Genomic DNA, 12046 nt, shown 5'->3' on the forward strand with positions numbered 1-12046 from the left:
GCTGCGGCGCACTAATCCATCTGGATAATGGTTCGGTACGTGCCTGAGAGTATGATTTTCTCAGGGGACTGATTCATCGCGATTCACGCAGCGACGGGGGTGAAGGGGGAAGGCTACAACCGATACATCAGACTTCACGGCGTCAAGACACGTGCGCGCGGTACGGATATCACGGTGTCTTGGCAGAGTAAGCAGGGGTTCCCGTTCGAGGAGGCACAATGCATTGGATTGCGACTTTCAATGCCGGTCATGACCTTGCGAAGGGCACCCCTTCCATACCCCGGAATAGATCGGAAGCCGATCCCGAACCCCGCCGGACATTCATCCTGTTCCGGATCGTGGTAAACGGGCGCGGCACCTATTACGGTTTTTTCCAGCACGCCTGCGATGCCATTGCGGATGCGCTGGACCACGGCGCGTTCAGCGTCGCGGTGATCAGGGCCTAGCTGTCCCGGCTGTCAGGACGTACGCCCGCGCCGCCGCTCCGGATAAACGACACAGCGAAGCGACTCAGCGCTCCGCGCGCACGCCGGTGACCTGGGCGACTTGCCGCCAACGTGCGGCATCCTCCGCGATGAACTCGGCGAACTTCGCGCTGGTCATCGGTGTCACGATGCTGCCCTCGCGCGCGAGCCGCTCGCGCACCGCGGGAAGCTGCATGATCTTGAGCAAGGCATCGTTCAGCTTGGCAACGATGGCGCCAGGCGTGCCGGCTGGCGCCATCACGCCGGACCAGAAGCTGACCACGAAGTCCTGCTGCCCTTCCTGGATCATGGTCGGGACCTTTGACAGCGCCGGTAGCGGCTCCTGCGTAGTCACGGCAAGCGCCCTCACCTTGCCGCTTCTGATGTAGGGCAGCACCGGCAGCACGTTGCTGAACATGACCTGCACCTGGCCTGCCATCAGGTCGGCCATGGCCGGCCCGCCACCCTGGTACGGCACGTGTGTCCAGTCGAGCCCCGCTTTCTTCTTGAGCAGTTCAGTCGCCAGTTGCTGCGGCGAGCCCACTCCCGTCGACGCGTAGTTGACCGCCCCGGGATGCGCCTTCGAATAGGCCAGCAACTCGGCGATCGTCTTCGGTGCAAAGCTGGCATTCGATACCAGCACGAACGGTGAATCCGACAGCAGCGTCACCGGCACGAAATCGCGAGTCGGGTTGAAGCGCGTCCTGGCATCGACCGCCGGCGAGATCGTGACGTTGGCCGTGGCCAGCAGCAGGGTATAGCCGTCGGGCGCGGCGCGCGCGGCAAACTCGGTGCCGATCGCGCCGGACGCGCCGCCGCGATTGACCACCACGACCGGCTGTCCCAGTGCCTTCTGCAGTTCGGCCCCGACCACGCGGGCCAGGATGTCCGTGCCGCCGCCCGGCGGATAAGCCACCACCAGCTGGATGGGCTTGCTCGGGTAGCCGGCATCGGCCTGCGCCGGCACCGGTTGCGCCAGCAGCGGCACAGTGGCGAACGACGTAACCAATGCCGCCACCCACGATATTGCATGCTTCATGGTTGTCTCCATCCCGTTACCCGGGCTGTGCGCCCGACGCTATTCCGCCCGTACACCGCACTGCTGGACAATCTGCGCCCATTTGCGCACCTCTTCGCGGTGGAAGGCGGCGAACTGCTCCGGCGTATCGCCTTCGGGATCTACATATAGTGCCTTGATCTTCGTGCGCACGTCCGGCGCGGCAAGAACTTGCACAATGCCCGCATTGAGCACGCCCACAAGCTCTGCCGGGAGCTTCGCCGGAGCAAATACCCCGAACCATCCAATCTGTTGCAGCTCGGGCATGCCCTGTTCGCCAAAGGTAGGGACATCGGGCAGCAGCGGCGAGCGCTGCGGGGAATTCACCGCCAGGGCCCGGACCCGCCCTTCCTTGATGAACGGCACCACGGCCCCGCTGGTCACCACCATGGCGCTGATCTGGCCGCCGATCAGGTCGGTCAGTGCAGGGTTGCTGCCGCGATATGGCACATGGCGCATGTCCACGCCGGCCAGCTGCGCCATGCGGTGCCCCAGCAGGTGCTGCGGCAGCCCGATGCCGGGCGAGCCATAGGTGATGGAACCCGGCCTGGCTTTGGCAGCGGCCAGCAGTTCCTTCAGCGACCGGATCGGCGAGCTGGCCGACACCACCAACACTTCGGGCGCGGTCGCCACCAGGCTGATCGGCGTGAAGTCCTTGACGGGATCGTAGGGGCTGGGGTGATGCATGGCCGGCACGATGGCGTGCGTGRCTGCGTGGCCGAGGATCAGCGTGTAGCCGTCGGGCGCCGCGGACTGGACGTAGCGGGTGCCGATCAGACCGGAGGCGCCGGCGCGGTTCTCCACCACCACCGGCTGCTTCCAGAGCGCCGTCAGGCGTTCGGCCAGCAGACGCGCCAGGAAATCCGTGCCGCCGGATGGCGGGCCGGCCACCACCAGCTTGACGGGGCGCTCGGGGAAGGTGCCGGCGATGGCCGGCGCTGCGCCCGCCGCGAGTATCAGGGCGCTCAGGCCGCATGCTGCCGCGCGACGGCATTGGCTCAGAATCATGGTTGTCTCCTGACGCTTGGCGCGTGCCGTCTGTGCGGCACTACGCCAGTTGCGTTGCACTAACGGTAGCGGCGCGCAGCCCGAAACGGCTTGCTGTCCCGCGTATGGACGGCCAGCACGTGGCGATCCACCTCCGGCCAGTAGCCCGCGGGAATGCGGATGGCGCCGTGCTGGAACACCAGCGGATTAGCGAACAGACGCTCGCGCACCTTGAGGAAGCCGTTCATTTCTCCGGCGTTGTCGATGGTGCGCGCCGCGACACAGGCCTCCATCCAGCAGCCGATCTCGATCGACACGCCATCGCCCATCACCGGTGTCATGCCAAGCTCGCGGATGCGGTTCAGCGCATCGCGCAGCATCCCGGCGCTACCCACTTTCTTGAGCTTGAGTTTGACGAAGCCGACGTTGGCGATGGTGGCCGCGCGCTCGATGTGCTCAGGCCCGTAGATCGACTCGTCGAGCATCAACGGCACCGTCGATACCGCAGCCACCGCGGCGTTGTCATCCCAATCCTCCGCGCCACATGGCTGCTCCAGCAACTCGATGCCACCGGGATGCAGCCGTTGCGCAAAGGCGATGCCATGCGCGCGGCTGAAGCCGCGATTGGCATCAAGGCGAAGCGTGGCGCGGTCGCCCACGGCGTCCTGGATGATCTGCAGGCGATCGAGGTCGTCTTGCCAGGCATATCCCACCTTGACCTTCAGCGTGCGAAACCCTTGTTCGACCAGGCTGTCGACCTCTTCCCGGATCTGCGCGGCATCGTGCGCCTGGCACGGCGCCAGCAGCGGCACGGTGACATCGTGCGCGGGCCGCAGCATGGGCTCGCCGCCGAGCATGTCGAGGGCTGCCAGGATGGCGCTGACCACGCCGGGGTTGGGGAGCAGCCAGGCCATGGAAAGAGCTGCGGCGGAAGTGAAGCCCAGCCCCACTATCCGCTCGGCCAGCGTGCTGGCGACCTGCCAGGCGACTTCCATCGATTCATGGGTGTAGCCCGGGATGATCAGCGCCTCGCCCCAGCCGCTGCGCCCTTCGCTGTCGCGGATCTCGATGACGATGGGGTCGAACAGCGTCAGGTCGCCGGAGGACAGACGGTAAGGCGTCTTCAACGGAAACTCGAGATGGCGCACGATGACCTCGTCGATCGTGGCCGAAGAAACCGGTGCGTCGTCGAGGCCCTGCGCGGTACGCTCCGGGGCGCCGGGGATAGCGTTCATGGCTGCTCCCCTCATACCACGGCTTCGCCGGTGATTTGAGTACGGTACATCAGGCGGCGCGTGCTCGGGTCGAAGCTGTCGCGCCGGTGCATGGTGCAGCGGTTGTCCCACAGGATGACGTCGCCCAGCTGCCACTGCTGGACCCACACGAACTCCGGCCTGGTCGCATGCGCCCATAGCGCATCGAGCAAGGCTTCGCTTTCCTCGAGCGGCACGCCCGGCAGGCAGGCATTGCGGCGGCGGCCCAGGAACAGGCAGCGCTTGCCAGTGACCGGATGGGTCCGCACCACCGGATGCACGGCGCCGATGGTATGGCGCGGATCGGTGGTGTCGGCAAAGCCCCGGCGCAGTTCGCCGGCACTGTTGCGGCTGGCGTCGTGCACGCACTGGAGCTGGCCGGCACGCGCCTTCAGCTCGGCCGGCAGCGTATCGTAGGCCATGTACATGTTGGCGAAATGGGTGTCGCCTCCGCTGGGCGGGATCTCCACCGCATACAGGGCGCTCCCTTTTGGAGGGGTCGGATTGTAGGTCATGTCCGAATGCCACACGGCCTCGTATGAGCCCAGGCCGCCCACCGGCTTGCCATCCACCAGGACATTGGAAATCACGGTGATCTCGGGATGCTGCCAGTCGAAGTCCTTGCCCATTTTCTGGCTGGCTACCGGCGCACGATCCAGTTCGCCGAACAGGCGCGAGAAATCGGCCAGTTGCTGCAACGACAGCTCGCCATTGCCACGGAAACGCAGCACCAGGTGGTCGGCCCAGGCTTGGCGCACCTCGTCGATCTGTTCAGGGGAAAGCCCGGCGCGGAGATCGACGCCGATGATGTCGGCGCCCAACGCCTTCCCGGACGGCATGACTTCGATGGTGCTGAGGGCGAGTGCTGCGTTGTTCATCGCGGTGTCCTTTGAGGGGAGGAATGACTCCACAGTAGGGCCCGCGCATTTATCCGTCCAATTTCATTATGTGATAGATTTATCCAACGGAGCTATATATCGATGACATCCCGCGTGACACTGCGACAGCTCGAAGCATTCCTGGCGGTCGGGCATACCCTGAGCTTCAGCGAGGCGGCCCGCCAGGTGCACTTGTCGCAACCGGCACTGAGCGCGACTGTGCGCAAGCTCGAAGAAAAGGTTAGCGCGCAGCTTTTCGACCGTACCACCCGCCACGTGGCCCTGACCCCCGTGGGCACCGAACTGCTCGGCGCCGTGGAAGGCCTGTTCGAGAATTTTGACAGCGCGTTCGCCGGCATCCGCGATTTCGTCGAGGGCAAGCGCGGCCGGCTCGCCATTGCCGCCTCGCCGTCGCTGGCGGCGGCGTTCCTGCCGGAAGTCATCGTCGCCTTCGAAGCCGTGCACCCGGCCGTGGTCGTGCAGGTGCACGACGTGCTGTCCGACGTGGCGCTGGAGATGGTGCGGCAAGGGGTGGTCGATCTTGCGCTGGCGCCCGCGACTGGCAGCGAGCATGACCTGACCCAGCGCGAGTTGTTCCAGGACAGCCTGGTGCTCCTGTGCCATGACCAGCACCCGCTCGCGCGCTCGCGCACGGTCACCTGGCAGCAGCTGCAGCCGCATCGGCTGGTGTCGCTGACGGGCACCAGCAGCGTGCGCCACCTGATGGAGGCGACCTACCTGCAACAGGGGCATCCGCTGAAGCCAGCGTTTGAGGTCGAGCACGCCAGCACGGTTATCGGCTTCGTGGCGAACGGACTGGCTGTGGGAATCCTGCCGCTGTCGCTGCTGCCGCTGGTCCGGGTCGGTCAAGTGACCATTCGGCGCGTGGTCAAACCCGRGATCCAGCGGACCATTTCCGCGCTCACGCTGAAGGGACGAACACCCTCGCCCGCGGCGACTGGCTTCCTTGAACTCTGCGCCGAGTTTGCACAGCGGCACGCTAGTGCAAATCGCGGCAGGAATACCCGTTGAGCAGAGCGCGTGGAATGGAGCCCTCTTTCGAAGCGCGCCGGCGGCGTAGTCGACCTTATAGCAGTCGATGCCGGGTAGGCGGGCCTGCGTCCGTCTTCCCGAGTGCAGCGCGGTCGAAATGACCAGGCAACCCTCTCGGGTCTTATCGGGCAGGACGCTCCACGGAGGATGACGGGACCCGATAGGCTGCGCAGGAACGCGACAACGTTTCGCATCTCCTTCTGCGTCAAGCGGGTGGGGGAAGTGGCCTCCGGAATTGCGAGGATCAAGCAAGTTGCCGAGTCATGTCGGCAATGATGTTGTGCTGGATTGCCCGCAGGCACCGCATTTCGCCGCCGAAGGTTGCCGCGAGATCCGGCCGCTGCTTCAACAGTTCAGCGTTCTCGTCTTCAGCGCGGGCATGGAGCGCCGCCGCTGCCGGCATGATTGACCGAAGCTGGACGTCGAGCCGGCGCTCAGCCGTCCGGGCCGTCAAACCGAGTTCCCTGCCAGCTTCGATCATCACGGTGCGGTCGATGTCGCGAAAAAACTCCCTCCCCTGAATCGGCCAAGCAAGCCTGACATCGGGCCAGAGTTGCTTGTCGAAAGCGCGCGTGGAATAGACCGTTTCACTCAACAAATCGTAGAACGGAGCTAGCGCGATACCATTGGCCGACACGAGAAAACTCAGGTTCTTCAAGTGGGCATCGGCATTTCCGACTAACAGGTTGAACACGAGCCAGTCAAAGAGCCGGGGCCTTTCGAGCGCTGGGGATCGGCACATGTTTGCCAGGCGTGACAGCGACTCAATGCTCCCTTGATCATACTTGAACGTACGCGAGAGATTGAGCATCTGGCAGGCATCAATGCTATGCAGCCGCCCCCAGTTCCCTTCTTTCTCCTGTCGATCAAACCGGCGAATGAGATAGACAGGCGAAGGGACATACCGCCGGCTCACCGTGGGCACCGCCAGCCCGAGCTGAGCGGCGAGTGACATCACGAACCATTCGTTGATGACAGAATGCGGGTAGTCGTCAGCATCCTGATGGTCCGGCTTGAGAATGTGGGTTGAGGGTGCATTACCGCCCGGTTCAAGCAGCGCTGCGTCGCGCACGACGATGGCAAGCTTGTGCTGAGCGCCGGCCAGCGACATCTTCTTCAGGGCATCGTGAGTGAGGGGAACCCGTGGCAACGCACGAATGCGTCCTTCCAGCACATCATCCGGTAACGCACGAAGCTCGGGTTCCGCTGGATCCTTTCCTTGCCCCAAAAGCGTCAGCGAACCTGCGGACTCGGAACCGTAATACGCCAATAGCGCGAAGGCATCAGCTTCATTCTTGATCCCCGCATCGCGTGCCATCAGCGAGCGCTGAGCCTCCTCCGGCAACAGGTTGTCGAAGAACCACTGTATCGCCCGGTTCGTTCCGCCGTCGATTTGACGATGCGTCTGCAATGGTAGCGCGGGACTCAGTTGGAAGGCTTCCGCATTGGAGAGCCAGGCCTCGTCATATTGAAACGACCAGATGTCCTGACTCCCATCGAGTCTTCCCACCTTCTGGCCGTTGATGCTTGCGAGAAGGCTGCGCTCAGCCATGGCTGCCCTCATCTGCGCGGGCCGCCCTCAATCGACTCGCACGGCTCTGCCTGTTCGCAAGCTTGACGCGCTCAACCTGCACGGCTTCTGACGTCACGTTGGGGAGATCAAGTTGCATGTGAATCCCCAACCCCTCAAGCACCTGGAACAACTTGCCCCATTGGATGCCCTCCGCGCCGTTCTCGACGCGCACCATGAACGTCTCGCTCACGCCGATACTGCCCGCGGCGTCGTCCTGGCGTATGCCGCCAGATTTCCGCGCCGCACGGACCAGCGCACCAATGTCGGAGGCACTTTGCACTCTCACTTGCATGAAAATCTCCGCAGTTTAAAAGATTTTACACCAGCGACCTGATGCCAGCCAAAAATCTTCTAAAACGCACAGATAATTCGAGAGCCCGCCACCTGCACGCTAAAATCTATAGAATTACATAGATTTTGTGACACAAGCGGCCAGGGCGCCCGGCTTCTGCAAGTGATCCTAGTAATACATGTGTTTGCGTCCCCTAGCTGTCCGGTGAGTCAGCAGCACAAACGCAACTACCTGTCTTGTCGGCGAACTAAACAGGCATGGCCAGATGTGCCGGATCACCCGCTGCCCGCATGGCTACAGGCTTGCGTGCACGTGCTCCCGCCGACCGGGCATCGCGCGTGCCATCGCGAAAAATTGCGGGCGTCATGGCGGTGGCCTTGCGGAATACCGAGGTCATGTGACTCTGACTGACGAACCCGACTTCGAGCGCAATCTCGGCGAGCCCCTGCGTCCCACAAAGAAGCAACTCTCTGACGCGCTCAACGCGGCATTGCGTCAGGTATTGATGTGGACTCAGGCCCGTCGCCAGCCTGAACTGTCGCGAGAAATGCGACGGGCTGACAGCCGCGACGCCGGCGAGTTCTGCCAGGCTGACATCACCGGCCAGATTGGCCTGGATGTAGTCGATCACGCGGCTCAAGACGTGCCTGGGCAAGCCATCGGCGCATGCCGGCACCCTCCGCGCGGAACCGTACATCTGGAGCAAATGCACGGCCAGCACCTGCGCCATTGCGTCGAGATACAGCAAAGGCACTGGATGCCCGCAGGCAATGTCCGCGCGCAGCGAGTCGCCGATTCTGCGCAGGAACATGTCAAGCGCCGTATAGCTCTCCCACACCATCCAGTGACGCAGGCCGCGCGTCTCGGCGACATCCGCCATGACGTCGGGCGACAGAAAAAGGGCGATCAGGCCGGCATTCCGTTTCCACGAGACCGCGTGCGGCTGCTCCGCCGGGATCACCGACACATGATGTCCGCCCACGCTTGCCCTCGCGGTTCGTCCGGCAGCCGTCTGATACCGGATCTCGACGCAGGTTCCGGCAAGGGGGATGGCGATCTCGATGGCACCGTGCGTCTTTTCTTCGCCGCTCTCCATGCGCGACGTGCCGGGCACAACGACCGTCAGTGCCGGTGAGCTAAGCGCTCTCGTTCGATGGTCCGCGACACAAGCAGTCTCTTGCCCTGACTGTCCCCCGGCCCGCAATGTACTAGCGTACATGGCGAATCCGGCTGCCACGACATGCGGATGGGGCATGCACATGCCTGGCCGCCTTCAGTAGCGCGGCAATCCGGTGCAGGCCACCGCATCGCCACGCGCCATCGATGCGGTGCCGCACCGCCATGCGCCGTACCGCGCGCATCCATGCCGTGCCAGTGCCGCGATCGCGGCGCGAATCTGTCCATGCCGTACTCATGACTTCCTCCATGCCCTCTGGCGTGCCCACGCTTGCCGCATCGCAGCATGGCACCACCGCGCCGCCGACAGATCAACCACCGGCTCCATTCCAGCGTAGAAGCGTGACCGTGGAGCGCCTAACATGAACGCGTGGAAGATGCGTGAGTTCTGGGTGGCATTTCCGTGAGAGGCTGACATCGTGGCTACGGGTTATACGTTTGCGCCATTCCGTGTCGATCTCGGGGACGAGCGACTGTGGCGGGGGACCACTCTCCTGCAGGTCCGGCCCAAGACGTTCGCCATGCTGGCCTACCTGCTCGAACATCCGGACCGCCTCGTCACTCACGAGGAACTGCACCGCAATGTCTGGGGTCACTGCCACGTCAGTGAAAGCCTGCTGCGGGGCTATATCCGCGAACTACGACAGGTACTGGGTGACAATGCGGCGACGCCCGCCTTCATCGAGACAGTTCCCCGCCGCGGTTACCGCTTCATCGCCCCAGTCACAGCCGTCCAGGCCGCCGCTGCGGGTGCACCCATGCCGGAGGTTTGCGAATCGCCCGCTCCAGGGCTGGTCGGCCGGGAACGCGAGCGCGCCGCATTGCACGCCTGCCTCGAACGATGCCTTGGGGGCGCGAGGCAGATCGTTTTCATCACCGGCGAACCCGGCATCGGCAAGACCGTCCTTCTCGACAGCTTCCTTTCCGAGTGCCAGCGCGTGCCCGGAGCGGTCGTCGCCTTCGGCCAGTGCATTGAACTTTATGGGCAAGGCGAGCCATATCTGCCCTTGTTGCAGGCCCTGGACACCATCTGCCGCGACGGGTACCACAACAGGCTGCCCGAACTGCTTGCCGAGCATGCACCAAGCTGGCTGATGCAACTCGGGGGTCTGGTGACCGAGACCCAGCGGTCCGCCTTGCAGCAGCGCACGGCAGGAACGACACAGGCCCGCATGCTGCGGGAACTCGTCACGGTGCTGGAGGTGATCGCCCGTAGCACGTTGCTTGTCGTTGCCCTGGAAGACCTTCAGTGGAGCGATTACTCCACGGTCGATCTGGTCTCCCTGCTGGCGCGCGGGCGGGCGCCGGCCCGCCTGCTTCTTGTCGGCACATATCGGCCCGCCGACGTTCTGGCCACGGAGCACCCCATCCGCCACGTCGCGCACGCACTCGACAGGCTCGACAATTGCACGGTGCTCCGCCCGGGTGGCCTGGACCGCGCCGCCGTGAAGCAGCTTCTCGAACACCGGTTTGCGGATCCTGCCCTGGCCGGGACCCTGGCTGAAGCACTGCATTGCTGCGCGGACGGCAATCCCCTGTTCCTTGCCGCGCTGATCAATGATCTGGTCGCCCGCGAACGGGTGCGGCACGTGGCTGGCCGCTGGATGCTGGCGGTGCCGGTCGAGGAAGTGACGGCGCACGTTCCAGAGAGCCTGCGCGAGCTGATCGAAGCCGACATGGATCGCCTCGATGCCGACTCGCAACGGATGATCGAGGCCGCGAGCGTGATCGGAATCGACTTTGACAGTGGGGCCCTCGCCTACGCGCTGGCGACCGACGAATTGGATGTCGCCGCCCGTTGCGACAACCTGGCGCGCGTGCAGCGCTATCTGCGCCGGGTCGAGACCGATGAGGAGGCGACCGGCGTTACCCTCTCGCACTATGCCTTCCTGCATGCCTTGTATCAACAGATTGGCTTGCACCGGAGTTCGGCGGCCCAGCGGGAGATCTGGCACCGACGCATCGCAGGCTATCTCGAGAGCCGCTACGGTGAACAGGTCGAAGAGGTGGCCGCCGAACTGGCCATCCACCTCGAGCGGACCGGCAACTATGCGCGTGCCGCGCATTACTACACGCTCGCGGCCGAGCGCGCCTCTGCGCGCCCTGCGCATCCGGAGGCGGTGCGGCACTTCCGCCGGGGACTGTCCCTGCTGGAGCAGACGCAAGCCAGTGCAGAGCGCGACGCCCATGAATTGCGCATCCAGGTCGGGATGGGCCCATCGCTGATCGCGACCGCCGGCATTGCCAGTCCCGACTTCGAGATTGCCTACTTGCGGGCGCGCGTACTGATCGACCGTCTGGACATGCCCGCGCAGCTCGACAGGGTGCGACATGGCCTGGCCGTCGCCGCGCTCGCCCGCTGCCAGTTTGCTCGCGCGCAGTCGTACGCGCTGGAACTGGAGGCATCGGCGCGACACCAGCAAGACGCCGCACTACTGGCCGACTCGCTCTGGCCGAAGGGGCTCGTGCACCTCTACCGGGGGGAGCTGGCATCGGCCCTGACCTGTCTCGCGGAAATCGACCATGCATACGACAGCGCCAGCGCCCGGCTGCGCCAGCCGCTGTCGGGCCATGATGCGGCGGTGGTCGCCCACGGCGGGCGTGCCTGGGCGCTTTGGATGCTTGGATATCCCGACCAGGCCCTGGCCATGGCCCGGCAAGGTCTGACGCTGGCACTGGCTACCGGCTTGCCGTTCGTGCATGCCAATGCGCTGAACTGGCTCGGCATCACCTGCGTGATGCGACGCGAAACCGAGTCTGCCGCCAACGCGGCGGCTGCCGAAATCGACATCGGCGAGGCACACGGCTTCCGCTTCTGGCACACCCAGGGTCACCTGATCCAGGGCTGGGTGCGCACGTTGAACTCCGGCAACGTGCGCGATCTCGATGCCATGGAGCAGGCGATCCGCGAGCGCCAGGCGCTCGCCCCCATCGGCATCTCCGGCATCGTCTGCCTGCATGCGGAGGCCTGCCTGGCAGCCGGGGAGATTTATCACGGCCTGGCCGTGGTAGACGAAGGACTGGAGCGCGCGATGTCTGGCGAGGAACGCGCATGGCTACCTGAGTTGCTGCGGCTGAAGGGCGACTTGCTGGGCAGACACGCGACCGACGCGACTGCCGATGCCGGCGCCTCCCCCCGGGAGGCACGCGAATGCCTGATCAATGCCATCGAGGCCGCGCAAACCATGTCCGCAAGGTCGTGGGAGTTGCGCGCCGCACTCAGTCTGGCGAGATTGACGGCAGCCGCGCCGGCAGCGTCCGAGACGTCCGCCGCCTTGGCACGGCTGGCGGCGTGCTACGAGCGCTTTACGGA

10 protein-coding genes are annotated in these 12046 nt (G+C 64.6%); 3 read left to right on the plus strand and 7 right to left on the minus strand.

The features are described from left to right. The first annotated feature begins 218 nt into the window (after positions 1–218). Positions 219–446 carry a hypothetical protein gene (locus AC1DK4_RS34750; protein WP_441622136.1) on the plus strand — a complete coding sequence of 76 codons (228 nt, stop codon included), beginning with the start codon at positions 219–221 and terminating at the stop codon, positions 444–446. A gap of 64 nt (positions 447–510) precedes the next feature. On the opposite strand, the gene AC1DK4_RS34755 is transcribed toward AC1DK4_RS34750, so the two are convergent. The 4 genes from AC1DK4_RS34755 to AC1DK4_RS34770 are packed head-to-tail and all read right to left on the minus strand — an operon-like array spanning position 511 to position 4639. After that, positions 511–1503 (minus strand): Bug family tripartite tricarboxylate transporter substrate binding protein, encoded by a 993-nt coding sequence (locus AC1DK4_RS34755; protein WP_441622137.1) that lies wholly within the window; start codon positions 1501–1503, stop codon positions 511–513. 39 nt (positions 1504–1542) lie between these two features. Beyond that, on the minus strand, positions 1543–2529 hold the full coding sequence (locus AC1DK4_RS34760) for a Bug family tripartite tricarboxylate transporter substrate binding protein (protein ID WP_477132080.1): 987 nt from the start codon (positions 2527–2529) through the stop codon (positions 1543–1545). A 59-nt stretch (positions 2530–2588) separates the two neighbouring features. Then, the gene (locus tag AC1DK4_RS34765) at positions 2589–3743 is read right to left on the minus strand and encodes a mandelate racemase/muconate lactonizing enzyme family protein (RefSeq protein WP_441622140.1); all 1155 of its coding nucleotides are present in this window, start codon (positions 3741–3743) and stop codon (positions 2589–2591) included. Between the two features lie 11 nt (positions 3744–3754). After that, entirely contained in the window at positions 3755–4639 is an 885-nt protein-coding gene (locus AC1DK4_RS34770; protein WP_441622142.1) for a TauD/TfdA dioxygenase family protein, read from the minus strand. A gap of 114 nt (positions 4640–4753) precedes the next feature. Between AC1DK4_RS34770 and AC1DK4_RS34775 the strand changes: the two genes are divergently transcribed. Next, the gene (locus AC1DK4_RS34775; RefSeq protein ID WP_477132081.1) at positions 4754–5671 is read left to right on the plus strand and encodes a LysR family transcriptional regulator; all 918 of its coding nucleotides are present in this window, start codon (positions 4754–4756) and stop codon (positions 5669–5671) included. 265 nt (positions 5672–5936) lie between these two features. Here AC1DK4_RS34775 and AC1DK4_RS34780 read toward each other — a convergent pair whose 3' ends face one another. The 3 genes from AC1DK4_RS34780 to AC1DK4_RS34790 all read right to left on the minus strand — a co-directional run bounded on the left by AC1DK4_RS34780 (position 5937) and on the right by AC1DK4_RS34790 (position 8653). Beyond that, on the minus strand, positions 5937–7244 hold the full coding sequence (locus AC1DK4_RS34780; RefSeq protein ID WP_441622146.1) for a HipA domain-containing protein: 1308 nt from the start codon (positions 7242–7244) through the stop codon (positions 5937–5939). Then, positions 7237–7557 (minus strand): helix-turn-helix domain-containing protein, encoded by a 321-nt coding sequence (locus AC1DK4_RS34785; protein ID WP_441622148.1) that lies wholly within the window; start codon positions 7555–7557, stop codon positions 7237–7239. Before AC1DK4_RS34785 ends, AC1DK4_RS34780 begins: the two co-directional genes overlap by 8 nt. Positions 7558–7804: 247 nt before the next feature. Then, positions 7805–8653 carry a helix-turn-helix domain-containing protein gene (locus tag AC1DK4_RS34790; protein ID WP_441643549.1) on the minus strand — a complete coding sequence of 283 codons (849 nt, stop codon included), beginning with the start codon at positions 8651–8653 and terminating at the stop codon, positions 7805–7807. Positions 8654–9254: 601 nt separating this feature from the next. On the opposite strand from AC1DK4_RS34790, the gene AC1DK4_RS34795 reads away from it, so the two are divergent. Further along, positions 9255–12046, plus strand: a 2792-nt coding sequence (locus tag AC1DK4_RS34795) for an AAA family ATPase (protein ID WP_477132082.1), incomplete at its 3' end; no start/stop codon positions are given.

The sequence above is a fragment of the Cupriavidus sp. 05N38 genome (assembly GCF_056397345.1).

Coding starts and splice junctions, on each gene's coding strand:
- AC1DK4_RS34750 (WP_441622136.1), top strand. CDS start 219: ATGCATTGGATTGCGACTTTCAATGCCGGTCATGACCTTGCGAAGGGC.
- AC1DK4_RS34755 (WP_441622137.1), bottom strand. CDS start 1,503: ATGAAGCATGCAATATCGTGGGTGGCGGCATTGGTTACGTCGTTCGCC.
- AC1DK4_RS34765 (WP_441622140.1), bottom strand. CDS start 3,743: ATGAACGCTATCCCCGGCGCCCCGGAGCGTACCGCGCAGGGCCTCGAC.
- AC1DK4_RS34770 (WP_441622142.1), bottom strand. CDS start 4,639: ATGAACAACGCAGCACTCGCCCTCAGCACCATCGAAGTCATGCCGTCC.
- AC1DK4_RS34780 (WP_441622146.1), bottom strand. CDS start 7,244: ATGGCTGAGCGCAGCCTTCTCGCAAGCATCAACGGCCAGAAGGTGGGA.
- AC1DK4_RS34785 (WP_441622148.1), bottom strand. CDS start 7,557: ATGCAAGTGAGAGTGCAAAGTGCCTCCGACATTGGTGCGCTGGTCCGT.
- AC1DK4_RS34790 (WP_441643549.1), bottom strand. CDS start 8,653: ATGGAGAGCGGCGAAGAAAAGACGCACGGTGCCATCGAGATCGCCATC.